Raw genomic sequence first — 24083 nt, 5'->3', positions numbered from 1 at the left:
TAGACGTTTCAGTCGATGTGCCCAAGCGCAGATGTGCTGCGCTCAGGGTTTGGCGTTGCCGAGCAATTGCTGGCGCAGCTCGGGACTGCGCGTGCGCGGGTCGAGCCAGATGTCGAAAAACGCCCGGGCAAACTGCGGATCATCGATTTCATGCTGCAACTGTTGGCCGACAAAGAACCGTGCGCCCTGCCCCGGCAGATATACCCCGGTGATCCGTGTGCCGGCCTGGACGTCGACGAACGATTGCTGCATCTGGGTTTGCCACACGGCCAGTTGCACCGGGCTGAGGGAAGCACCGGCCAGACGCCTGATCTCATCGACGCTGGCCTTCACCAGGTCATCGCGGGAAATGGAGCGACGGTAGATCAGCTCAAGGGCAAAGGGCTGTCCGTCGGCCAGCGGTCGCGCCGCGCTCCACAACCGGGCGTTGTAGACGTCGAAACCGAACACGCTGAAATCGCCGGTGCCGATGATCTGTGCGCCGGGCACCGCGTCCTGCCAACTGGCCCAGGTGGGGGTCAGCAACAAGGCCCACAAGCCGATCCCGCAGCATCCACGCAACACCTTCGGTGTACTGCTCATCGCGGCATCGACTCCGGTAAACCCTGATACTCAGAGCATAGCCCGCTATCGCGCTCGGCATTTTGTATACATCTTTTGCATACAAGTGCAGCAATCCGTTCACGACAATGCTAACGTGGCCCTCATTCAACCCCACGGAGACACCTGCGTGCTGATCCTCAAACTGCTGCTGATTCCCGGTTTTTTGCTGCTGATTTCCCTGGCCGGGAAGCGTTGGGGCCCCAGCGTTGCCGGTTGGCTGTCGGGATTGCCGGTGGTGGTCGGGCCGATTCTGTTTTTCCTCGCCATCGAGCAAGGGCCGGCGTTTGCCGCGCAATCGGCGGTCGCGGCGCTGTCGGCCATGTTTGCGATGATCGCGTTTTGCGTCACTTATGCGCAGGTGGCGCAGCGGGCGAACTGGCCGCTGGCATTGGTGGTTTCGTTATCGGTCTGGGCCGTGCTGGCGTTGATCCTGTCGCTGATACCGGCCTCTCTGCCCTTCTCGATTGCCGCCGCTGCAACTGCCCTTCTCGCCGCGCCATACCTGTTCCCCAAGGTGCAACCGGTGGTCGGTGGCTCGGCGCCGAAGTCGGACAAACTGGTCTGGCGGATGATCGCCGGGGCCGCGTTGACGCTGGTGGTGACGATGCTGGCCAGCACCGTCGGCGAACGCTGGAGCGGTCTGCTCGCGGTATTCCCGGTTCTGGGCAGCGTGATGGCGGTGTTTTCCCAACAAACCCGTGGTCCGGCGTTCACCGCTGCGTTGTTGCGGGCGACAGCGACGGGGATGTATTCGTTTTCGGCGTTTTGTCTGGTGCTGGCGCTGACGGTTCCCAATCTGGGTTTCGGTGGCTTCGTGGTGGCCGTGGCCGTTTCGGTGGCGATGCTGGGCGTCACCCGGCAGTTGCTGGCCAAACCCGCGCCGGCACCGTCGCCGAACTGAGCCCGCCCGGACAAACCGCTCTGGAGTGCCGGGTGTGCTCCGTGGGATGATCGCCGCCCAAGCGCGACCATCCCTCGGAGATTCGAATGTCATTGCTTAGCAAGAAAGCCGTCGTCCTGTTGTTGGCGGCGGTGGCCGGTTTCGGCGCCATCAATGCTCAGGCAGCCAAGGCCAAAGAGAAGGCTGTCACCGAGAAGGTCTCGATGCTCGACGGCAAATTCAGTTTTGTCCTGCCCAAGGGCTTTGTCGGCGACCCGCTGCCGGCCGGGCCGACCGGTGCCAAGGGCACCATGTACAGCAACGATGCCACCAAGACTGTGGTCATCGTCGCCGAAAACCAGATTCCCGAAGGCAACAACGTCAAGGACAACGACAGTGCGTTCCTCGACGGCACCGTCTCCGATTTCATCGACGCCCAGCGCAAAGCCCTGCCGGACTTCAACAAACTCAGCGAAAAGAGCCTGACCCAGAAAGGCAATGGTCTCGGTCTGCGTCAGGTCGACAGCACCGCCACCCAGGGCGGCGGCCAGACTCTCAACACCACGTTGCTGGCCGGTTCCGGCACGCGCATGGCGCTGGTCCAGGTGATTTCCCGGGCCAGCGACAAGAGCGGTCACGAGGCATTGGTGAAAACCATCCTCAAGGAAAAGTGATTTTCAAGGATTGAGTTGCTGCAACCAGTCGTTCAAGTCCCGAAGTTCGGCCGCGCTGATGCTGTGGCCGACGCCGGGATAGGCATGAAATTGCGGTTTGTACGACAGCTTCTGCAACAACGCATCGGCCTCGGTGCCACCGCTGTACGGCACTCGGTCATCCGCGGTGCCGTGGCCGATGAAGATTTCCAGCGGCGGATGCTGTTGCTCTGACTTCAGCTCGCTCTTGAGCACCGGCAACACCCGCCCGCTCAACGCGGCAATGCCACCCACCGCCGCTGGCTGCCGCAGCCCGACCTCGTAGGTCATCATCGCGCCCTGGCTGAAACCGATCAGGTACACCTTCTCCGGTTGCGCGTGATATTTCTGCGCCGCAGCGACAATAAAGGCCCGCAGTTTCTGGCTGCTGGCCTTCAGATCGTCGGTCTCGCCGTTGTAGGCACCTTCGCCTTTCTTGCGAAACCACTGGAAACGCCCTTCCCCCAACGCCATCGGTGCCTGCACCGACAGGTAGTTGTACTGCTTGGGCAGCTGAAATTTCATACCGATCAAGTCTGCTTCGTTGCTGCCATAGCCATGCAGGAAAATCACCAGCGGACGCTGTTCGGCGTCCGGGTGCACCTGGGCCAGGTAGTTGAGCGGCAGATCGTTTTGCAACGAGGTCTGAGCCTGAACGGCAGTGGACGCGAGCAGCGTCAACAGCGCAAACACCTTCAACATAAGCCTTCCTTCACACAGTGCAGGGTTCGGGGCAGAGCCTAACACTGTGATCCGGAGGATGGGGTGTCAGTCGTTGATCAGCTTGCCGACTCGAATCGGCTCGCGCCCCGCCACTTTCGCCTGCCAGATGCCCGGCTGGGTGTAGCGGCCGCGATCGATGGCGAACAACACGCCGCTGGTGCCGGCGCGCACGGTGGTCACGCGATCGTTCAGCGGATCGACCACTTCGAATAGCGCATCGCCGCGCTCGACCCATTCACCGGCATTGCGCAGGAAACTCACCACGCCATGATGCGGTGCGAACAGGTATTCGGTGCCTTCGAACGGCATGCCTTCGCAGCATTCGTCCGGCGCTTTCGGCCAATCGCCGCTGATGAAGCCCTGCTCGGCCAGGAAGCCGAGGATCGCCTCGCAATTGGCCTGAGCTTGATCGACGCGGGTGTCGCCCATGCTGCCCAACTCAAGGGTGGTGGCGAGGTTGGCCGGTGGAATCGCCGCGTCCGGGAAGGCCCGGGCCAGGCGCAACCACGGCGAAGAGCAGGACTCATCGAACGAGCTGCCGCCGGAATCTTCACACAACAGCGCCACGCCAGCCTTCAGGCGTGCGGCGAGGGACTGCCACTGCGGCCAGTGTTGCGGCAGTGCGTAAATATGAATCGCGGCGTCGAAATCGCAATGCAGATCGAGGGTGATGTCGGCCTCGCAGGCGTGGCGCAGCAACAGGCGGTGCAGCGCTTCCAGTTGCGAGGCCGGGGCTGGCAGTTCGTCGAGGACCTGGCCCATGGTCTGGCGGATCAACGCAATGTTGGCTTGGGCATCACCACCCAACTGACTCCCGATGCGCTCGGCCACCGGCGCGCTGAGCTCGACGAAGGAGCGGTTGAAGTTCTTGCCGCTGCCCAGCTCGAAACGCCCCATGTGGCTGCCTTGCAGGTGCTGATCGAGGCCGATCGGGTTGGCCACCGGCACCAGTTCGATCACGCCTTGCAACTGACCGTTGCTTTCCAGCTCGGCCAGGCGCTTTTTCAGTTCCCACGCGGTGCGCATGCCCGGCAGTTCATCGGCGTGCAGGCTGGCCTGGATGTAGACCTTGCGCGGGCCGGCGCCGTAACGGAACACGCTCAGAGAACGTTCGCTGCCCAAGTGGCTCCAGGGCAGAAGATGATCGATGCGTTGCATGGGGAACTCCGGGAATTCTGTGGTCGTTGCCGGGGCAATGACTGCATTGAAAATGTGCTGACAGGATAAATCACGGGCGAAAAAAAAGTGGCCACCGCGCAAACGGGGCCACTTTTTTCTACGGCGTATTAATGGCCGTACACGTCAAAGTCGAAGTACTTGTCCTGCACTTGCTTGTACTTGCCGTTGGCGCGGATTTCGTTGATGGCGGTGTTGAATTTCTCCGCCAGCTCGGTATCGCCTTTACGCACGGCAATACCGGCGCCGCCGCCGAAGTACTTGGCGTCTTCGTAGGTCGGGCCGACGAATTCGAAGCCTTTGCCGGCGTCGGTTTTCAGGAAGCCGTCGCTCAGGTTGACCGAGTCGGCCAGCATCGCGTCGATACGACCGGACACCATGTCCAGGTTGGCTTCCTGCTGCGAGCCGTAACGCACCAGCTCGATCCCGGCCGGCACCAGCACTTCGGTCGCGTAACGGTCGTGGGTACTGGCGCGCAGAACGCCGACTTTCTTGCCTTTGAGCTCGACCAGCGGGTCTTTCACGCCCGAGCCTGCCTTCATCACGAAGCGCGCCGGGGTGTGGTAGTACTTGATGGTGAAATCGACGTTTTTCTTGCGGTCGTCAGTGATGGTCATCGAGGACAGGATCGCGTCGATCTTCTTCACTTTCAGCGCCGGGATCAGGCCGTCGAATTCTTGCTCGACCCAGGTGCATTTGACTTTCATCTGCTCACACAGCGCATCGCCGATGTCCACGTCGAAACCGGCCAGTTTGCCGTCAGGGTTTTTCATCGAGAATGGCGGGTAACCGGCTTCGATACCGATACGGATCGGTTTGGCGTCTTCGGCCACGGCGGTCAGGGACAACATCGACAGTGCCAGGGCACCGAACATAACCAGCTTTTTCATTTATTACTCCCGTGTGCGGAGGCTTTTATTGGCAGCTTTCGATTGTCAGGTTCGGCCTTGAGCTGTGTAGCGCAAAGAAACCGAAGTGGCCGGCAGTCTATGGCGGCGCGCACGGGGCAAATTGTGTTTGAGCGACAAATACTTACAGAAAATCGGCGAGTGCCATCACGTGGGAAAAGTGTGCGCCAGAGCGGTGCAAGGGTTGTAGGACAAAGCCGACAAAACTGCCGCCGAAGCGGCAACCCTCCGGCTATCAGCAATCGCAGGCGATCGGTGCTGTGGCGACACGCGGTGTCGCGACACTCAACTGAAATCCTTCATCCAGCCATCCAGTCACCCCGCCGATCATCTCCTTGACCGGATAACCCAGCGCCGCCAGTTTCACCGCAGCCTTGTTGGCGCCATTGCAGTGGGGGCCGGCGCAATAAACCACGAAAAGTGTGTTTTTCGAGTAGTCCACCAGCCCTTCCGCCGTCAGCAAACGCCCCGGAATATTGATCGCGCCTGGCACGTGACCCCGCTCGAAGGCCAGCGGCCCGCGCACGTCCACCAGCACAAAGTCGACTTCGCCGGCTTCCTGGCTGCTGAGGACGTCGGAACAATCGGTTTCGAAGGTCAGACGGTTGCTGAAATGCATCAGGGCAATGGCCGAAGGGGCTGCAGGAATTTCGCGAACCAGGCTGGGCATGTTGAATCACTCCGTTGTCTGTGGGGATGAACAGACTTTATCGAGCCGCCGCTTGCCGCTACAGTGGCGCACAAGACACTTACCGGGAATTTTCCGCCAAATGCCTGATTCACCTGGATTGGTCGCGATTCTGGCCTACGACGGCCTCTGCACCTTCGAGTTCGGCATCGCCGTGGAGATCTTCGGCCTGGCCCGGCCGGAGTTCGATTTCCCGTGGTACGAGCACTGCATCGCCGCCGTGGATCAAGGGCCGATGCGCGCCATGGGCGGGATTCAGGTGCTGGCGGACGGTGGCCTGGAATTGTTGGCGGATGCGCGCACCATCATCATTCCCGGCTGGCGTGACCGAAATGCGCCGGTGCCGGAAGTCCTGCTCGACGCATTGCGTGATGCACATTCACGCGGCGCCCGATTGCTGTCGATCTGCTCCGGGGTGTTTGTTCTGGCCGCCAGCGGCCTGCTCGACGGGCACGGCGCCACCACCCACTGGCGCTACACCTCGGAGCTGGCCGAGCGATTCCCGGCCATCGATGTCGACCCGGACGTGCTTTACGTCGATTCCGGCCAATTGATTACATCGGCCGGCAGCGCGGCCGGAATCGACGCCTGCCTGCACCTGGTGGCGCGGGACTTCGGCACCCAGATCGCCAACTCGGTGGCGCGACGGCTGGTGATGTCGCCGCAACGTACCGGCGGCCAGGCGCAATTCATTCCGACACCGGTCAGCCCAACGCCGCGCAGCGACCTGTCGCGCGTGATGCAGTGGGCCCGCGAGCGTCTGCACGAACCGCTGGAAGTGCGCGATCTGGCCAGCGAAGCGGCGATGAGCGAACGCACCTTCCTGCGAAGATTTACCGAAGCCAGCGGCCAGTCACCCAAGGCTTGGCTGCAACATGAACGACTGGCCCGGGCCCGGGAATTACTGGAAAGCACACCGCAGAACACCGAGCAGATCGCCCTGCGTTGTGGCTATCGCTCGGTGGAAAGCTTTCGTGTGGCGTTTCGCAGCGTGGTCGGAGTGCCGCCCTCTGTGTATCGCGAACGCTTTGGTCGCGAGATCAAGGCTTGCGCAGAAGATAAGTGTCCATGATCCAGCCATGCTCGGCTCGGGCAGCCTTGCGCACCCGTTCTATCTCATCGGCAACTTCGCCGAGCTTGCCATGGATGAGGATTTCATCCGCCGTGCCGAGGTAGGCGCCCCAGTAAATCTCGGTCTCCTGATCCGCCACGTGGTGGTAGGAATCTTCCGCGTCGAGCATCACCACCAGACTGTCGGTATCACTCACCTGCCCCGCCGCCAGGCGTCGGCCGGTGGTGATTTCAATCGAGCGGCCGATGGTGTTCAACGGCACCTTGTGCTGCGCCGCCAGAGCCTGAACGCTGGTGATGCCGGGAATGACTTCGAATTCAAACGCACATCGCCCCGAGGCCAGAATCGCCTGCAGAATACGAATCGTGCTGTCGTACAACGCAGGATCGCCCCACACCAGAAAACCGCCGCACTGCCCGTCAGACAATTCGTTATTGATCAGGCGTTCGAAGGTTTGCTGCTTGGCGCGGTTCAGATCATCGACGCTGGCGCTGTAGTCCACATCGCCGCGCTCGCGTTCCGGGCTGTGGGCTTCGGCGAAACGGTAGGTACGATCGGTGATGTAGCGCTCACAGATTTCGCGACGCAGGTCGATCAGCTTGTCCTTGCTCTGGCCCTTGTCCATCAGGAAAAACACGTCCACCTGATTCAGCGCCTTCACCGCCTGCATCGTGATGTAGTCCGGGTTGCCGGCACCGATGCCGATCACCAGCAATCGCTTCATTGCTCTGCTCCTTCCAGGCTCATGCCGGACAAGCGTAGCCGCCAGCGCCCGGTAAACTGCAGATCGACCGCCGCCAGCGGCTCGACGTCGATGCTGTGAAACGCCGCACCCTGCACGACCTGCATCAATGCAGCACGAATCACGAACGGATGGGTGACCGCCACCACGTGTCCCGGCGTGGCTTGCAGTGAAACCAGCCACGCCGCCACCCGTTCACGCAGTTGCGCCACCGACTCACCGCCGTGGGGTGCGGCGTGCGGATCCTCGAGCCAGGCTTGCAATGCCTCGGGTTCGTGTCGTTGCAAGTCCTTGATCGACTGACCTTGCCAGCGTCCCCAGTCGCAATCACGCAGGGCCTGATCGATTTGTGCTTCATGGCCAAACCACTCCGCTGTCTGGCGGGTGCGCAGCTCCGGGCCGCAAATCAGCCGTGAAGCTGTGTTGAAACGCGAAGCCAGCGAGCAGGACGCCAGCCCCGTTTCTTCAACAGGTTCGTTCGTAGGAAAACACGCCAATTTTTGTGCGACTGTTCTGGCATGGCAGATCAATGTCAAACGGGTGGTCTGCACGGGAAGTCACTCGGCTGGAAAACAGGACGGTCATCGGTGTAATCGCGGATAGAGCGGCAATTGTGCCGTAAACCGGGAGATTCCGGGCAAGTCGATTGGGCGACTCGAGCGTATGAAAGCGGCAATGTCTGACACCACTATGGGCAATGGACTACAAGACTGATCGACATCCGTGTAACCCTTGCGTTACGGGCTTCCCGCCCCATTTTGGGGCTTGGTTTAAACGCCGAAAAATTCGCTAGACATGTAGCATCAGTTACATAAATACTGTTTTAACGGATTATGAAGCGAATTCAACACCCCATCCAGCAGGAGCCCGGATGCCCCCTTTAAGAGACCTGATCACCGACCCCGGCCTTGACCTGACGCCGTCGGAGCGCAAAGTCGTTCGCGCCTTGCTCGATCAGTATCCACGCAATGGGCTTGGCCCGATGGCGCGCCTGGCCGAACATGCCGGCGTCAGCGATCCGACCATCGTACGGCTTGTGAAAAAGCTCGGTTTCGGTGGTTACGCCGAATTCCAGGACGCCCTGCTCAGCGACATGGACCATCGCCTGCGCTCGCCGCGCACGCTGTTGCAGCCGCGCTCGCATCAGAACAAGGACGATGCCTGGAGCCATTACCTGGCTCACAGCCACAACCTGCTGGCCGAAACCCAGGCCCTGACCCAACCGGAAGACGTGCGAATTCTGGCCGACTGGCTGCTCGACACCCGGCATCAGGTGTACTGCTTCGGCGGGCGCTTCAGCAGTCTGATGGCGACTTACCTGCTCAATCATTTGCGCTTGCTGCGCCCCGGTTGCTTTGCGCTGGAGGACAACGCGCAACTGCCCGACCGCCTGTTCGACCTGCAACGTCAGGATGTGATGCTGGTGTTCGACTATCGCCGCTACCAGACCCAGGCCCTGCGCGTAGCGAGCGCGGCGAAGAACAACAACGCTCGCGTCGTGCTGTTCACCGACATCTATGCCTCGCCGCTGCGCGAACTGGCCGACATGATCATCAGCGCTCCGGTGGAGTCGGCCTCGCCGTTCGACACCATGGTCCCGGCGCTGGCCCAGGTCGAGGCATTGATTGCCTGCCTGACCCTGCGTTGCCCGGACCTTGCCGATCGCCTGGAAGGCATCGATGCCCTGCGCAACGACTTCGACACCCATTTGCTGGAGGATAAATAAGGATGTTCAGCCTTCCCCATCGCTCGCCGCGGGACTTGCCGTTTGTCACCGACCACACCGCTCTGTTGCTGGTGGACATGCAGCGCGCCTGGCTCGAGCCGCAGTTCGACCCGCACCTCGAAGGCCCGGATGCCGCGTACTTCCTCAACCGCACGCGCTCGCAAGTGGTGCCCAATCAGGTTCGGCTGCTCAACGCCTTCCGCGACGCACGGCAGAACGTACTGCACACCCTGATCGAAAGCCTGACCGCCGACGGCCGCGACCGCTCGCTGGATCACAAACTGTCGGACATGCACCTGCCCAAGGGCAGCCCGCAGGCACAGGTCATCGCCGAACTGACCCCGGCGGAAAACGAAATCGTGCTGCCGAAGACCTCATCCGGAGTCTTCAACTCGACCAACGTCGACTACGTGCTGCGCAACCTTGAAACCCGTCACCTGATCATCGCCGGCATCGTCACCGACCAATGCGTCGACATGGCCGTGCGCGATGCCGCCGACCGTGGCTACCTCGTCACTCTGGTGGCGGACGCCTGCGCGACGTACACCGAAGCACGCCACGACGCCTGCCTGAACGCGATCAAGGGCTACTGCTGGATCACCGACACCGACACCGTACTCGGCCGGTTGCAGGAGATGCAGCCATGAGCGAACGCCTGTCGCCGTTGCCGATGACCACCATCGTCACCACCGACCTGATCGGCGTCACCCGTGGCCGTTCGTTTCCCACCGATGAGCTGGAGCACTATCAGGCCGCCGGTTGTGGCTGGGTGCCGGCCAACAGCGCGCTGACGCCGCAGGACATCATCGCCTCGACCAGTCCGTGGGGCGCTTATGGCGACCTGCGGCTGATTCCCGATCTGGCCAGCCGTGTCACCGTCGGCAATGGCCCGGACGCCGCAGCGCCAGCACTGGATTTTATCCATGGCGACATCCGCGAAACCGATGGCCGGCCATGGGCGGCGTGTCCGCGCACCCTGCTGCGTAACGAGGTCGAGCGCTATCGTGATGAACTCGGCTTGCAGGTCAACGCCGCGTTCGAACACGAATTCAACCTGCACGCCGGGTTTGCCGAACATCTGGCGTTCTCGCTGGAAGCCCAGCGCCAGGGCGCCGAATTCGGTGGCTGGCTGCTCAGTGCGTTGCGCGCCGGTGGCGTCGAGCCGGAAATGTTCCTGCCCGAATACGGCAAGCATCAATACGAAATCACCTGCCGCCCGACCCTTGGCGTGGCGGCGGCGGATCGCGCGGTCAACGTGCGCGAGATCACCCGCGAAATCGCCCGGCAGATGGGTCTGGATCTGAGCTTTGCGCCAAAAACCGCTGCCGACGCGGTGTGTAACGGTGTGCACCTGCACGTCAGTCTGCTCGACTTGGCCGGTCAGCCGATGCTCTACGACGCCGGCACCAGCAATGGCCTGTCGACCCTCGGCCAGCACTGGGCGGCGGGCGTGCTGCATTATTTGCCGGCGCTGTGCGCGTTCACTGCACCGACACCGGTGTCGTATGAACGCTTGCAACCGCATCACTGGAGCGCGTCCTACGCCTGCCTCGGCCAGCAAAACCGCGAAGCGGCGCTGCGCATCTGCCCGACCGTGAGCCTGGGCAACAAGCCCGTGGCGAAACAATACAACCTGGAATTCCGCGCCATGGACGCCACCGCCTCGCCGCATCTGGCAATGGCCGCACTGCTGATCGCCGGACGCCTGGGGATCGAGCAGCGTCTGGCGCTGAACGCGATCACCGATGAAATTCCTGATTCACTCAATGACGAACAACGCAAGGCCCGGGGCATCGTTGCCCTGCCCGCCTCTCTGGCTCAGGCACTGGATTGCCTGCGTCGCAGTGAAGCGCTGGTCGAAGCGCTGCCAAGCGCGTTGCTCGAAACATTTTTCGCCCTTAAAACCGAGGAACTGGCGCTGACGGAACAGCTCTCGCCCGCTGACCTTTGTGAGCACTATGCACGCCTGTACTGAATCCGCCGAGCTTGGGTTGTACACCCGACCGGTCTACAACCTGAGCCGTGAAGATTCGACGCACCCACTGATTCTGGTGTGCGAACACGCCAGCCGCTACATCCCCGAGGCCCTGAACAATCTGGGCCTGGATGACACAGCCGCGCGCGAACATATCGCCTGGGACATCGGTGCCCTGGCGCTGGCCGAGCAACTGTCGGAGCAACTGGGTGCGACGCTGCTGAGCGCCAACTACTCGCGCTTGCTGATCGACCTCAACCGCCCCCGGCATGCGCCCGACAGCATCCCGGCGCAGAGCGAGATCTATCAGGTGCCGGGTAACCGCGAGCTCGACGAAGCCACCCGCGAATACCGGCGCCAGTGCCTGTTCAAGCCGTTTCACACGCGGCTGCAACAACTGATCGATGCCCGTCTGGCCGAAGGTCGGCCGGTACGGGTGGTAGGGATTCACAGTTTCACCCCGGTGTACTACGGCCAGCCGCGTGAGCTGGAAGTCGGCGTGCTGTTCGGTCAGGCCAAGGCCTACGCCCAGCGGATGCTCGACGGTCTGGAACGACACCCGCTGAAAGTCGCCGGCAACCAGCCGTACAGGATCGACCCGCTGGGCGACATGACCGTACCGGTGCACGGCGATGCACGGGGCCTGGAGTCGGTGTTGATCGAAGTGCGCAACGATCTGCTGCGCAGCCCGGAAGCGGTAACCCGCTGGGCGGATTATCTGGCTCCATTGCTGTAAGGATTGTTGTAACCACTGCTGACGCTGTAAACGACGGACCGATATAACAACTAAAACGACCGATTGGCTGACAAGGAGTTGCGCTTCATGGAAATAGAAGAGTTCGGCTACAAACAGGAGTTGAAACGTAGCCTGACACTAACCGACCTGGTGGTGTACGGGATGATCTTCATGATCCCTATCGCCCCGTTCGGCGTGTATGGCTACGTCAACGCCGAGGCACCGGGGATGGTGCCTCTGGCTTACATCATCGGCATGGTGGCGATGGTCTTCACCGCGCTGAGTTACGGCAGCATGGCCCGGGCCTTTCCGATTGCCGGATCGGTGTATTCCTACGCGCAACGGGGCCTGAATCAACACGTCGGTTTCATCGCCGGCTGGCTGATGCTGCTCGATTACCTGCTGATTCCGCCGCTGCTTTATGTATATGCGGCGATGGCGCTCAACCATTTGTATCCGGACATTCCGAAAGTCGGCTTCATTCTGGCGTTCCTGGTCAGTGCGACCTTCGTCAACCTGCGCGGCATCACCTTTACCGCGCGCATGAACATTGTGTTCCTGCTGGCGCAGTTGGTCGTGCTGGGGATTTTCCTGTTCTACGCCTGGAGCGCCCTGCACAACGGTGGCGGCAACGGCCAGTTGACCCTCGCGCCGCTGTATCACCCGGAAACCTTCAACTTCGCCCTGCTAATGCAAGCGGTGTCGATTGCGGTGCTGTCGTTCCTCGGCTTCGATGCGATCTCCACCCTTGCCGAAGAGATCAAGGGTGATCCGGGTCGCAGCGTCGGCAAAGCGGCACTGATCACGCTGGTGGTGATGGGTGTGATTTTCGTCGCGCAAACCTGGATCGCTACCGATCTGGCTGCGGGCATGGGATTCAAGTCCGCCGACACCGCGTTCTATGAAATCGCCGAAATCGCAGCTGGCAGCTGGCTCGCAACCTTGACCGGTGTAGCCACGGCCCTGGCCTGGGGTGTGGCGGTGGCGATCACTTCGCAAGCGGCGGTCTCGCGCCTGCTGTTCGGCATGGCCCGCGACGGCAAGCTGCCGAAAGTGCTGGCCAAGGTGCACCCGAAACACAACACGCCGTACCTGAGCATTTATCTGGTGGCCGTGCTGTCGCTGGTGATCTGCTACTTGTTCATCAATTCGGTGGACACCCTGACTTCGCTGGTCAACTTCGGCGCCCTGAGCGGCTTCATGCTGCTGCACCTGACCGTGATCAACTACTACTGGCGCCGGCAGAAATCCGGGCAGGTGATCCGTCACCTGATCTGCCCGGTGATCGGCTTCATCATCGTCGCGGCCATCATGTACAACATGGGCGTCGATGCACAGAAACTCGGCCTGATCTGGATCGTACTGGGTCTGGTGTACCTGTTCTTCCTGAACAAGCTCGGCGCCAGTACCGCGCTGCCTGACCCGAGCAATGGCTGACAAGAAAAAGAGCGGCGTCTGACAACAAATCAGGCGACCGCCGCTTTAACGCGTGGAAACCGACAGTGATAGTCAGGTTCGGCGAATGGGCCGAACCTTTTGATACAGGAGTGCATCCATGCTGGTCTTACGTCCAGTCGAGCCAAACGACCTGCCTCAATTGCAACAATTGGCACGCGACAGCCTGGTGGGCGTCACATCCCTGCCGGACGACAGCGAACGCCTGGGCGAAAAAATCGCCGCGTCCTGTGCCTCGTTCGACAGCGATGCGGCGGTTCAGGGCCCGGAGAATTACTTCTTCGTGCTGGAGGACATCGACAGCCATCGACTGGTCGGCTGCTCGGAAATCCTCGCCACCGCAGGTTTCAACGAGCCGTTCTACAGCCTGCGCAACCGCCACTTCACCAGTGCCTCGCGAGAGCTGAACATCGAGCACGGCGTGCCGGCGCTGTCGCTGTGTCACGACCTGAGCGGGCATACACTGCTGCGCGGTTTTCACATCGATGAAGCGCTGGTGCGCACGCCGTTTTCCGAATTGCTGTCGCGGGCACGCCTGCTGTTCATTGCCGCCCACGCGCCGCGCTTTGCCGAAGCGGTGATCACCGAAATCGTCGGTTACAGCGACGAACAAGGCCATTCACCGTTCTGGGATGCGCTGGGCAAACATTTCTTCGACCTGCCCTACGTCGAGGCCGAACGTCTGTGCGGCTTGCAGAGCCGTACGTTTCTCGCCGAACTGATGCCGCAATACCCGATCTACGTGCCGATGCTGCCGCAAGCCGCGCAGGACTGCATTGGCCGCATCCACCCGGACGGCCAGGAAGCCTTCGACATCCTTGAGCGCGAAGGTTTTGAAACCAACAGCTACATCGATCTGTTCGATGCCGGCCCGACCTTGTATGCCCGCACCGCCAACATCCGTTCGATCGCGCAGAGCCAGACAGTCACGGTTCAGGAGGAACCGCTGATCGATGCTCGCGGTCGCTATCTGGTGAGCAACGATGCTCTGCATGGCTTTCGGGCGGTGGTCGCCGAGCTGGATTTCCAGCCCGGTCAGCCCCTGGCGCTCGATCCGGCCCTGTGCGCGGCGCTCAACGTCCGCGCTGGCGGCACGATCCGGTTGATCGCCCTGTGAACCGCGCCCCTACCCAACGACAGTGCCTGAGCAGGCGCGCAAAAGGAGTTGCAGCATGATTGTCCGTCCGGTCCAAGTCAGCGACCTGCCAGCGTTGATGACGCTGGTGCAACAGGCCGGGCCGGGGTTCACCACCCTGCCCGCCAACGAAGATCGCCTGGCCCACCGGGTACGCTGGGCACAGCGCGCCTTCGCCGAGCAGGTCGAACGGGCCGATGCCGATTACCTGTTCGTGCTTGAAGACGACGAGCAGCGAGTGGTCGGGGTCAGCGCTCTGGCCGGGGCCGTCGGCCTGCGTGAGCCCTGGTACAACTATCGCGTCGGGCTGACCGTCAGCTCGGCGCCGGACCTGGGCATTCAGCGGCAGATCCCGACGCTGTTCCTCAACAACGAACTGACCGGCCAATCGGAACTGTGCTCGCTGTTCCTGCGCCATGACCAGCGCCACGGCAGCAATGGACGTCTGCTATCGCTGGGGCGCTTGCTGTTTGTCGCCGAATTCCCGCACCTGTTCGGCGAGAAAATGATCGCCGAACTGCGCGGCAGTGCCGACGAACAAGGCTGTTCGCCATTCTGGGACAGTCTGGGCCGGCACTTCTTCCAGATGGACTTCAGCCATGCCGACCACCTGTCCGGGCTGGGCAACAAGGCGTTCATCGCCGAACTGATGCCGCGCCAGCCGCTGTACACCTGCCTGCTCACCGAGCAGGCTCAGGCCGTGATCGGCCAGGCCCATCCCAACACCGAACCGGCCCTGAAAATTCTTCAGTCCGAGGGTTTCGCTCACAAAGGCTACATCGACATCTTCGACGGCGGCCCGGTGATCGAAGCACCGATCCGCAGCATCCGCACCGTGCGCGACAGCCTGGAACTGACCCTGAGCATCGGCACGCCGGACGATCAGGCGCCGCTGTGGCTGATCCACAACCGCCGCCTGGAAAACTGCCGCATCACCGTCGCGCCGGGACGTCGGGTCGGCAGCAGTCTGGTGATCGACCGCCTCACCGCCAAACGCCTGCAATTGCAGCCGGGCAACTCGGTGCGGGCGGTGCCGCTGCCCAATCAACAGCAGCAGGCGGTTGCGGCCTGAGCGCCTCTGCCTGCTGCAAGAAAGCCTGAACAGGATTTTCCTGGTTAACTTCCTCGTTAATTCGTCATGATCCTTGACCCATTGGCGTGATAGCCTTTTCACCTTCGGCGTTGACACCTTTGCTCAAGCCTTTCCATTCCTTTGTATTGGTGGAACTCGTATGACCAGGCTTTCTCATCAAGATTTGCGCCGTAACTTCCGTCAGCTGCTGGCTTCCGACACCTGCTATCACACCGCCTCGGTGTTCGATCCGATGTCCGCCCGCATCGCCGCTGACCTGGGTTTTGAAGTAGGGATTCTCGGCGGCTCGGTCGCCTCGTTGCAGGTGCTGGGTGCCCCGGACTTTGCCCTGATCACCCTCAGCGAATTCGCTGAACAGGCCACCCGCATCGGCCGCGTGGCCCAATTGCCGGTGATCGCCGACGCCGACCACGGCTACGGTAACGCGCTCAATGTGATGCGCACCATCGTCGAACTGGAACGCGCCGGCGTCGCCGCGCTGACTATCGAAGACACCCTGCTGCCGGCTCAATTCGGCCGTAAATCCACCGACCTGATCACCGTCGCCGAAGGCGTCGGCAAGATCCGCGCGGCACTGGAAGCACGGGTCGATTCGGAGATGGCAATCATCGCCCGGACTAACGCCGGCATCCTGCCGAACCAGGAAATCATCAGCCGCACGAAGCAATACCAGGCCGCCGGTGCCGACGGTATCTGCATGGTGGGTATCCAGGACTTCGATCAGCTCGAGCAGATCGCCGAACACCTGACCGTCCCGTTGATGCTGGTGACCTACGGCAACCCGGCACTGCGCGACGACAAACGCCTGGCCGAACTGGGTGTGCGCGTGACCATCGACGGCCACGGTGCTTATTTCGCGGCGATCAAGGCGACTTACGACAGCCTGCGCGAACAACGCCAGATCTTCACCCAGGCCTCGGACCTGAGCGCCACCGAACTGACCCACACCTACACCCAGCCTGAGGAATACATCCTCTGGGCCAAGGAATACATGAGCGTCAAAGAGTAACCTCGCAACACGCTACAAAGAGGCAGAGCGGCCCGACGCCATCACGAGTCCACTCGCATGGCGCCCGCCGCGAAACCGCTGCCTGCCGTTACCGTTTCGCCAACTCCATAATCATCCGCGACAACAGATAAATTCGCGGCGCCACGCTCTCCACCTCCGCGTATTCCTCCGGCGTATGAATGTTGCCGCCGACAATCCCGAACCCGTCCAGCGTCGGCGTCCCAACCCCGGCCGACAAACTGGCATCCGCCGCCCCACCGCTGCCTTCTTCGGTCAACTTGCGGCCAATCTCACCGTAAATCCCCTGGGCCATCGCCATCAAACGATCCGACTCCGCCGTCTGCGGCATCGGCGGCAAGCCGCGTTGCAGCGAGGTCTTCACTTCGGTATCGGGGATCAATTTGTCCTGCGACACCCGCGCCAGATCCTTCTCGATCCGGTCGAACTCTTCCGGCACCGCCGCCCGCACGTCAGCCTTGGCCGTGGCCTGATCCGGGATCACGTTGGTGCGGTCGCCGGCCTTGAGCACGGTAAAGTTGATGGTGGTTTTCTTGGCCTCGTCGCCGAGCTTGCCCAGTTGCAGGATCTGGTGCGCCGCCTCCATCGCCGCGTTGCGCCCCAATTCCGGCGCGACGCCGGCGTGGGCGGCCTTGCCCTTGACCTCGACCAGCGCGGTGGCGCTGCCCTTGCGCCACACCACCAGACCATCCGCCGGACGGCCCGGCTCAAGGTTGAGGGTAACGTCGTGGAGTTTGGCGGTTTTCTTGATCAGGTCGGTGGCGACGTCCGAGCCGGTTTCCTCGCTGGCATCGAGCAGGAAGGTGATTTGCGCGTAGTCCTTGAAGTCGAGGTTCTTGAGGATTTTCAGCGCGTAGATGCCGGCGACGATCCCGCCCTTGTCGTCCATCACCCCAGGCCCGTAGGCGCGGCCGTCCTTGATGTGGAACGGTCGCTCGGCGGCGGAGCCTTCCTTGAACACCGTGTCCATGTGCGCCATCAGCAGGATTTTCGCCTTGCCGGTGCCTTTGAGCGTAGCGAGTACGTGGTTGGTTTTTTCCGGGGTGTTGGGCACCAGCTCGATGGTGGCACCGAGCTTTTTCAGCTCATCGATGGCGATGTCGCTGACTTGCTTGAGCCCCGGCTCATAGCCGGAACCGGAGTCGATATTGACCAGGCGTTCGAGCAGTTTCAGGGCTTCGGGTTTGTACTGTTCAGCGTCGGACAGCACCTGTTTGTGCGGTTCGGCGAAGGCGCCAGCGGTGGCGAAAGAAAGGGTCAGGCCGAGACCGGCGGCCAGCAGGGAACGAGGGAAATTGAACGTCATGAATCAATCCTTGTTTCGTGTCGGGTACTGAACCGTACCTGACATCGCGCCAAGGCTCTATCCCGGATGCGACACCCAATCCGTTCAAACCGAATCGAATACCTCGCGCCGCGGCTTGTCGTCGCTGCAGCAGATCACCCGGTTTCGCCCGCCGGCCTTGGCTTCGTACAGCGCCTGATCGGCGTCATCCAGCCAGCGTGTCGCGTCGCCGTGAGCCGGATCGAGCGCCGCCAGACCAATGCTCAGGCTGACTTTCAGCGCCGGGTTCTGTTCGTACACCAGAAAGGAAAAACGCTCACGCAACGCTTCCATCGCCTGCGCCGCGTTGAACAGCGGCAAGTCCGGCAGGATCACGCAAAACTCGTCGCCGCCGTAGCGCCCCGCCACATCGGCCATACGCAGGTTCTGCTTGAGCATCTTGCTCAGCTGGCGCAGGACGATATCGCCGGCCACGTGGCCGTAGGTGTCGTTGATCGCCTTGAAGTGGTCGATGTCGATCAGCGCAATCGCCGCACCTGTCTGCTGGCGTTTGCAGCGCTCGAATTCGACTTCCAGTTGATCCTTCCAGGCGCCGTGATTGAGCAGACCGGTCAGGCTGTCGGTGCGGCTCAGGGCCAGCAATTCACGTTTATGCAGACCGAGGGTGTAGGCCTGGCGAAAGCAGATCCAGCCCAACGCCAGCGGATACAGCATCAAAAGCGGCAGACAGGCATAGAGTTGCGCCGGCGTGGTGATCGGGACGAACGCGGGGGCAAACACCACCAGTCCAACGCCGACGCCGAGCAACTGCGCCGCCGCCCCGGCCAGTAGAAAACGCACGCCGCCGATGGCGACGTTGTTCATCGCCATCATCGAGATGGTCGTGGCACTGGGCAAGGGATTGAAGTGCATGGCGGCGACCCAGAAGCCACCGAGGAAGGCGTCGATCAACAGGTTGCGGTGTTCGGCGTGGTAAGGAACCTTCGCCCGGCGGGCCCATTGATACGCGAGGTGCGGCCAGACCAGTCCGTTGAACAGCATCAGCGCCCAGACCCAGGCCGGCGGGTCGAGCGGGTACATCGCGACGCTCACGCACAAAAGCCCCAGGACCAGCCCGAGGGTTCGCGATGTATAGAGCCTCCTGGCCAGTGAAAGTCCCTTTCCTCCCGTTCTTCCCATAGGGGCCTCGACCACTCGACGGCACTGCGCAGACCGCAGACCGGATGTGCTGGGAGTCTATCAGGGCGACGTTAAATAGCCATCACCGGCCAGCGGGCCGAATACCCCGTCGTTACCGCCATACGGCAGGCAAATGTTTGGCTATACATGAAAGTAGGAAAATGGAAAAAAGACTCTAAGAAGGAGGCCCATGCAAACCTATCGAGTGTTGATCATCGGCAGCGGTTTTGGCGGCCAGTGCGCGGCGGTCAATCTGCTCAAGGCCGGTATCGACGACTTTCGCTTGCTGGAACGCCGGGACTTTTTCGGCGGCACCTGGTGCCAGAACACCTACCCCGGCGCGGCGGTGGATGTGCCGTCGCCGCTGTATTCCCTGTCGTTTGCGCCTTACCGCTGGACTCAGATGTTCGCCGAACAGGCCGAACTGCACCGCTACACCGACCATGTGCTCGAGCGTTTCGGCCTGCGCGACCGGGTAGAACTGCAGGCCAACGTCGAACGCGTCGAATGGGACGACACCGAAAAACGCTGGGTCGTACACACCGGCACCAAAGGCATTTTTTATGCGCAGTTCCTGATCAATGCCACCGGGCCGCTGAGCCAGCCTGTCGTCCCACACTTCCCCGGCCAGGATCGCTTTCAGGGCAAGACCTTTCATACAAACAATTGGGATCACAGCTACGACTATCACGGTAAACGGGTGGCGATTGTCGGCAGCGGCGCCAGCGCGGCTCAGGTGATTCCGGCGATTGCGCCGAAGGTCAACCGATTGCATGTGTTTCAGCGCACCGCGCATTGGGTGCTGCCCCGCGCCGACCGCACATTCGGGCGATTCCAGCGCTGGTTGCTGGGTCTGAAACCGGCCTACAAACTGCTGCGCTGGATGATTTACTGGCAGTTCGAAACCCGAGTCATCGCCTTCAAGTATTCGAAACCGGCGATTCACATGGTGCAGCGCCAGGCCCTGAAGTTTCTCAAACGCCAGGTGACGGACCCCGAGTTGCGGAAAAAACTGACACCGGACTTCACCATCGGCTGCAAACGGATACTGCTTTCCAGCACCTATTACCCGGCGCTGACACGGCCCAACGTCACGTTGCACAGCCGCGAACAGGGCATCGCCAGCCTCGACGAAACCGGCATCGTCACCACGGACGGTCAGCACATCGACGTCGATCTGATCGTCTGGTCGACCGGATACGACGCCACCGATGGCGTGATTTCCTACCCGGTCAGCGGAAAAAACGCTGTGCAACTGCGCGACGTTTGGGCGCAATACCCGCGCGCCTACCTCGGCACCAGCCTGCCGGACTTTCCCAACCTGTTTATCGTCACCGGGCCGAACACCGGCATCGGCCACACCTCGGCGCTGTTCATCATCGAATCGCAGATGAACTACATCCTCGACTGCATCCGCACCTTGCAGGCCAAAGGTCTGTGCAGCATCGAAGTTCGCCCCGAAGCAGAACGTACCTACACTCAGATGATTCACCGGGAAATGGAACGCACGGTCTGGAAAACCGGCGGCTGCCACAGTTGGTATCAAAGCAAAAGCGGTCATGTGATCGCGATGTTCCCCGGCTTCAGTTTCAGCTACCACCGGTTGACCCGGGCGCTGAAACCGGCTGACCACATTCTGTCTTGAACAAGGAAGACCCACGATGCTTTTGCTGTTTGTCGCCCTCGCGGTTTTCGTGGCCTGGAGCTGGTTGAGCTACCCGGCGGTCGGCCACTGGCTTTACGATCTGAGCGCGGCCCTGGAGGCCAGGCTGTACCGGTTGCACAAGATTGAAGTGCCGATTGCCGAAATGACCGTGTCGACCTGGCAAGGCGGGCCTTATGAAGCGTCGAGCAGCATTCTGATGCTGCACGGCTACAGCGCCGAAAAGAACCTGTGGCTGCGCTTTGCCCGGCATTTTGTCGGGCAGTACCGGGTGATTATCCCGGACCTCGCCGGCCACGGAGAAACCGGCTTCAAGGCCGGCGGCGGTTACGATATTCCGGTGCAGGCCAAGCGCATGATTCAGTTGCTCGACGTCTGCGGCGTCGAGAAGGTCCACGTGATCGGCAACTCCATGGGCGGTTACATCGCCGCGTGGCTGGCGGCGACCTACCCGGATCGCATCGCCTCGGTGGCGCTGATCGACCCGGCCGGCGTCACCGCACCTGAAGCCAGCGACATGGAGCGCCACCTGGCCCGTGGGCACAATCCGTTCCTGATCAATTCCCGGGAAGAATTCCGACGTTTCTATGCGATGACCATGGCCTCGCCACCGTGGGTGCCCGGTCTGGTGCTCGACGCGATCGCCCAGCGCTACGAACAATGCCGCGACGAACTGGAAGAGATCTTCCGGGATTTTCGCGCCAGCCCGCCGATGGAACCGAAACTGCCGGACATCAAATGCCCGGCGCTGTTGCTCTGGGGCCGCAAGGACCGGTTGATCGACGTCAGCAGCGTGCCGGTGTGGAGCAAAGGCATCAGCAATTTGCGGGTCGATGTCTGGGATGGGGTCGGCCATATGCCGATGGTCGAACAACCGTCGAACACGGCACGTCTGTATCGGGAGTTTCTGGGGGAGAATTCGCGTCAGGACAGGTAAACGGTCAGTCGTTGGCAGAATGAAGTTCGTAGGATTCTTCGTTTGCCCGTGTCGGCGAAGGCTGCGATCTTTTCCGACATCCTTTACGTGACCGCGCCAGGAATTTTTTTCATGACCGTGCAGCCTTTCGTCAGCCCCGACCTGATTCGCCAACGCTTCTCCAAAGAGATGTCCGACATGTACCGCGAAGAAGTGCCGCTGTACGGCGCCTTGATGGAACTGGTGGAACAGACCAACCGCGACGTGCTGGCACGCGAGCCGCAAATCGCCAGTCAACTGCACAGCACCGGCGAAATCGAACGGCTGGACATGGAGCGCCACGGTGCGATTCGCGTCGGCACCGCCACCGAACTGGCCACCCTCGCCCGCCTGTTTGCGGTGATGGGCATGCAACCGGTGGGTTATTACGACCTGACCCCTGCCGGGGTGCCGGTGCATTCCACGGCGTTTCGCGCGGTGCATGAAGATGCGCTGCAGGTCAGCCCGTTCCGGGTGTTCACTTCGTTGCTGCGACTGGAGTTGATTGAAGACCCCGAGCTGCGGGCCTTTGCTCAATCGGTGCTGGATAAGCGTTCGATCTTTACGCCTTCGGCGCTAAGGCTGATCGAACAGGCAGAAGCCGCTGGCGGCCTGAATGAATCCGAGGCCGAGGAATTTGTCCTGCAAGCGCTGGAGACTTTTCGCTGGCACCACAGCGCCACCGTCACCGCCGCGCAATACCAGACCCTCAGTGCTCAGCATCGTTTGATCGCCGATGTCGTGGCCTTCAAGGGCCCGCACATCAACCACCTGACCCCGCGCACGCTGGACATCGACATCGTCCAGGCACAGATGCCGCAGCATGGCATCACGCCCAAAGCGGTGATCGAAGGTCCACCGCGTCGGCAGCACCCGATCCTGTTGCGTCAGACCAGTTTCAAGGCGCTGGACGAGCCGATCGCCTTCACCGACCAGACGCAAACCCGCGGCAGCCACAGCGCCCGCTTCGGTGAAATTGAACAACGCGGCGCGGCGCTGACACCCAAGGGCCGTGCGTTGTACGACCGCCTGCTGAACGCGGCGCGTGATGAGCTCGGCGACTTCCCCAACGAAGCCAATGCCTCACGCTACAACGCGCTGATGACCCAGCATTTCAGCGAATTCCCTGACAGCCTCGATGGCATGCGCGAGCAAGAACTGGCGTACTTCCGTTATTTCCTGACAGACAAAGGGCTGGCGGCGGGTCATCCCGCTGATGTTTCGCTGCAGGCATTGTTGCGCGACGGCTATGTGAAAGCCGAACCGCTGGTGTACGAAGATTTCCTGCCGGTGAGTGCAGCGGGGATTTTTCAGTCGAACCTGGGAGACGCAGCGCAGACGCACTATGGCGAGCATTCCAACCGACAGGCGTTCGAGCTGGCGTTGGGGCGTTCGACCATTGATGAGTTGGGCCTGTATGCCGAAACCCAGCAACGCTCGATCGAGGAATGCCTCGCTACAATCACCCGCTCCGTGTGAAAAGCGGCGATTGGCCATACTGCGCAAGAAGTTGCGCACTTGCTCCCTGAAAACGCTCACCGATTCCGCTGGAGGCCATGTTTTTCAAGGCCTCCAGCCAAGTGCGCAAGAAGTTGCGCAGTACTGCGCAACTTCTTGCGCACTTCCAGCCATTTCGCTGTTCAAAAAACGCTCAATGCCGCGAAACAGAGCGGCGAAGTCCCCAGCTCCCGGGGATGTGCCAAAAGCTGGCACGCTCCTTGATAACAGTCAGCCACCCACCGGGCGATTTCGCCTCCCGGGCACCCTAACTTTATCCGCAAGGAGCACCTCCCATGGCAACACCAGCGTACATGTCGGTTACCGGCGAAAAACAAGGCCTGATCACTGCCGGCGCTTTCACCGCCGACTCCGTTGGCAACACCTACCAGGAAGGTCACGAAGACCAGGTCATGGTTCAGGCGTTCAGCCACGACGTGATCATCCCGCGTGACCCGCAATCCGGTCAGCCAACCGGTCAGCGCGTTCACAAGCCAGTGATCATTACCAAGGTCTACGACAAGGCTTCGCCACTGCTGCAAGCTGCTCTGACCTCCGGCGAGCGCATGAGCGAAATCGTTATCCAGTGGTACCGCACTTCGGCTCAAGGTACCCAAGAGCACTACTACACCACCAAACTGGAAGACGCGATCATCGTCGCCATCAACAACAAAATGCACAACTGCCAGGATCCAGGCAACTCGCACTTCACCCACCTGGAAGAAGTGCAGTTCACCTACCGCAAAATCACCTGGACCCACGAAGTATCCGGTACTTCGGGTTCCGATGACTGGCGTGCTCCAGTCGTTTAATTACGGCTGATCGTTTCAAGCATCGGCCAGCTCTGCTGGTCGATGTTGTTTACGCCCCTCC

General features: G+C 61.4%; 24 protein-coding genes. 15 read left to right on the top strand and 9 right to left on the bottom strand.

The window, feature by feature from the left end:
- Nucleotides 1-42: 42 nt before the first annotated feature.
- On the bottom strand, nucleotides 43-582 hold the full coding sequence (locus AC0R79_RS11780; RefSeq protein ID WP_127797603.1) for a chalcone isomerase family protein: 540 nt from the start codon (nucleotides 580-582) through the stop codon (nucleotides 43-45).
- 148 nt (nucleotides 583-730) lie between these two features.
- Between AC0R79_RS11780 and AC0R79_RS11775 the strand changes: the two genes are divergently transcribed.
- Nucleotides 731-1504: a hypothetical protein gene (locus tag AC0R79_RS11775; protein ID WP_127797602.1), complete on the top strand. Its 774-nt coding sequence runs from the start codon at nucleotides 731-733 to the stop codon at nucleotides 1502-1504.
- 86 nt (nucleotides 1505-1590) lie between these two features.
- Nucleotides 1591-2157 (top strand): DcrB/PsbP domain-containing protein, encoded by a 567-nt coding sequence (locus AC0R79_RS11770; protein WP_085748241.1) that lies wholly within the window; start codon nucleotides 1591-1593, stop codon nucleotides 2155-2157.
- Between the two features lie 3 nt (nucleotides 2158-2160).
- Here AC0R79_RS11770 and AC0R79_RS11765 read toward each other — a convergent pair whose 3' ends face one another.
- The 4 genes from AC0R79_RS11765 to AC0R79_RS11750 form a co-directional block, all read right to left on the bottom strand.
- On the bottom strand, nucleotides 2161-2877 hold the full coding sequence (locus AC0R79_RS11765) for an alpha/beta hydrolase (protein ID WP_127797601.1): 717 nt from the start codon (nucleotides 2875-2877) through the stop codon (nucleotides 2161-2163).
- Between the two features lie 66 nt (nucleotides 2878-2943).
- Nucleotides 2944-4056, bottom strand: a complete 1113-nt coding sequence (locus AC0R79_RS11760; protein WP_474734506.1) for a succinylglutamate desuccinylase/aspartoacylase family protein — start codon at nucleotides 4054-4056, stop codon at nucleotides 2944-2946.
- 128 nt (nucleotides 4057-4184) lie between these two features.
- On the bottom strand, nucleotides 4185-4964 hold the full coding sequence (locus tag AC0R79_RS11755; RefSeq protein ID WP_474734504.1) for an ABC transporter substrate-binding protein: 780 nt from the start codon (nucleotides 4962-4964) through the stop codon (nucleotides 4185-4187).
- 253 nt (nucleotides 4965-5217) lie between these two features.
- Nucleotides 5218-5652: a rhodanese-like domain-containing protein gene (locus AC0R79_RS11750; RefSeq protein ID WP_474734503.1), complete on the bottom strand. Its 435-nt coding sequence runs from the start codon at nucleotides 5650-5652 to the stop codon at nucleotides 5218-5220.
- Nucleotides 5653-5752: 100 nt separating this feature from the next.
- On the opposite strand from AC0R79_RS11750, the gene ftrA reads away from it, so the two are divergent.
- A complete protein-coding gene (ftrA, locus tag AC0R79_RS11745) occupies nucleotides 5753-6742 on the top strand; it encodes a transcriptional regulator FtrA (RefSeq protein ID WP_474734501.1) in 990 nt (329 codons plus the stop codon).
- Here ftrA and cobF read toward each other — a convergent pair.
- Nucleotides 6711-7466: a precorrin-6A synthase (deacetylating) gene (gene cobF, locus AC0R79_RS11740; protein ID WP_474734500.1), complete on the bottom strand. Its 756-nt coding sequence runs from the start codon at nucleotides 7464-7466 to the stop codon at nucleotides 6711-6713. The genes ftrA and cobF overlap by 32 nt on opposite strands.
- The gene (locus AC0R79_RS11735; RefSeq protein WP_474734498.1) at nucleotides 7463-8035 is read right to left on the bottom strand and encodes a histidine phosphatase family protein; all 573 of its coding nucleotides are present in this window, start codon (nucleotides 8033-8035) and stop codon (nucleotides 7463-7465) included. The genes cobF and AC0R79_RS11735 overlap by 4 nt, the downstream gene beginning before the upstream one ends.
- Nucleotides 8036-8355: 320 nt before the next feature.
- Here AC0R79_RS11735 and AC0R79_RS11730 point away from each other — a divergent pair, with 320 nt between their 5' ends.
- The 8 genes from AC0R79_RS11730 to AC0R79_RS11695 all read left to right on the top strand — a co-directional run bounded on the left by AC0R79_RS11730 (nucleotide 8356) and on the right by AC0R79_RS11695 (nucleotide 16613).
- Nucleotides 8356-9210, top strand: coding sequence for a MurR/RpiR family transcriptional regulator (locus tag AC0R79_RS11730; protein WP_474734496.1), 855 nt, complete (start codon nucleotides 8356-8358; stop codon nucleotides 9208-9210).
- A 2-nt stretch (nucleotides 9211-9212) separates the two neighbouring features.
- Nucleotides 9213-9857, top strand: coding sequence for a cysteine hydrolase family protein (locus tag AC0R79_RS11725; RefSeq protein WP_127797595.1), 645 nt, complete (start codon nucleotides 9213-9215; stop codon nucleotides 9855-9857).
- Nucleotides 9854-11185, top strand: a complete 1332-nt coding sequence (locus tag AC0R79_RS11720) for a type I glutamate--ammonia ligase (protein WP_007956243.1) — start codon at nucleotides 9854-9856, stop codon at nucleotides 11183-11185. The genes AC0R79_RS11725 and AC0R79_RS11720 overlap by 4 nt, the downstream gene beginning before the upstream one ends.
- The gene (locus AC0R79_RS11715) at nucleotides 11169-11921 is read left to right on the top strand and encodes an N-formylglutamate amidohydrolase (protein WP_474734495.1); all 753 of its coding nucleotides are present in this window, start codon (nucleotides 11169-11171) and stop codon (nucleotides 11919-11921) included. The genes AC0R79_RS11720 and AC0R79_RS11715 overlap by 17 nt, the downstream gene beginning before the upstream one ends.
- 87 nt (nucleotides 11922-12008) lie before the next feature.
- A complete protein-coding gene (locus AC0R79_RS11710) occupies nucleotides 12009-13358 on the top strand; it encodes an APC family permease (protein WP_474734494.1) in 1350 nt (449 codons plus the stop codon).
- A 118-nt stretch (nucleotides 13359-13476) separates the two neighbouring features.
- Nucleotides 13477-14493 carry an arginine N-succinyltransferase gene (locus AC0R79_RS11705; RefSeq protein WP_474734493.1) on the top strand — a complete coding sequence of 339 codons (1017 nt, stop codon included), beginning with the start codon at nucleotides 13477-13479 and terminating at the stop codon, nucleotides 14491-14493.
- Between the two features lie 55 nt (nucleotides 14494-14548).
- On the top strand, nucleotides 14549-15583 hold the full coding sequence (gene astA / locus AC0R79_RS11700; protein WP_007956239.1) for an arginine N-succinyltransferase: 1035 nt from the start codon (nucleotides 14549-14551) through the stop codon (nucleotides 15581-15583).
- Nucleotides 15584-15743: 160 nt separating this feature from the next.
- Nucleotides 15744-16613, top strand: coding sequence for an isocitrate lyase/PEP mutase family protein (locus tag AC0R79_RS11695; protein WP_007956238.1), 870 nt, complete (start codon nucleotides 15744-15746; stop codon nucleotides 16611-16613).
- 88 nt (nucleotides 16614-16701) lie between these two features.
- Here the strand turns inward: AC0R79_RS11695 and AC0R79_RS11690 are convergent, their stop codons facing one another.
- Together AC0R79_RS11690 and AC0R79_RS11685 are read right to left on the bottom strand one after the other, a co-directional pair.
- Nucleotides 16702-17937: a M20/M25/M40 family metallo-hydrolase gene (locus tag AC0R79_RS11690; RefSeq protein WP_474734491.1), complete on the bottom strand. Its 1236-nt coding sequence runs from the start codon at nucleotides 17935-17937 to the stop codon at nucleotides 16702-16704.
- Between the two features lie 84 nt (nucleotides 17938-18021).
- Nucleotides 18022-19095 (bottom strand): diguanylate cyclase, encoded by a 1074-nt coding sequence (locus AC0R79_RS11685; RefSeq protein ID WP_127797589.1) that lies wholly within the window; start codon nucleotides 19093-19095, stop codon nucleotides 18022-18024.
- Between the two features lie 190 nt (nucleotides 19096-19285).
- On the opposite strand from AC0R79_RS11685, the gene AC0R79_RS11680 reads away from it, so the two are divergent.
- The 4 genes from AC0R79_RS11680 (at nucleotide 19286) to AC0R79_RS11665 (ending at nucleotide 24022) form a co-directional block, all read left to right on the top strand.
- Nucleotides 19286-20740: a flavin-containing monooxygenase gene (locus tag AC0R79_RS11680; protein WP_375746651.1), complete on the top strand. Its 1455-nt coding sequence runs from the start codon at nucleotides 19286-19288 to the stop codon at nucleotides 20738-20740.
- Between the two features lie 16 nt (nucleotides 20741-20756).
- Nucleotides 20757-21695 (top strand): alpha/beta fold hydrolase, encoded by a 939-nt coding sequence (locus tag AC0R79_RS11675; RefSeq protein ID WP_007956226.1) that lies wholly within the window; start codon nucleotides 20757-20759, stop codon nucleotides 21693-21695.
- A gap of 111 nt (nucleotides 21696-21806) precedes the next feature.
- The gene (gene hglS / locus AC0R79_RS11670; protein WP_474734489.1) at nucleotides 21807-23192 is read left to right on the top strand and encodes a 2-oxoadipate dioxygenase/decarboxylase HglS; all 1386 of its coding nucleotides are present in this window, start codon (nucleotides 21807-21809) and stop codon (nucleotides 23190-23192) included.
- A gap of 314 nt (nucleotides 23193-23506) precedes the next feature.
- A complete protein-coding gene (locus tag AC0R79_RS11665) occupies nucleotides 23507-24022 on the top strand; it encodes an Hcp family type VI secretion system effector (protein ID WP_003226246.1) in 516 nt (171 codons plus the stop codon).
- Nucleotides 24023-24083: the final 61 nt, after the last annotated feature.

This window comes from Pseudomonas sp. HD57-3, assembly GCF_056113135.1.
Note: the sequence above shows the minus strand (reverse complement) of the source record. Positions and strands in the feature narration are given on the sequence as shown.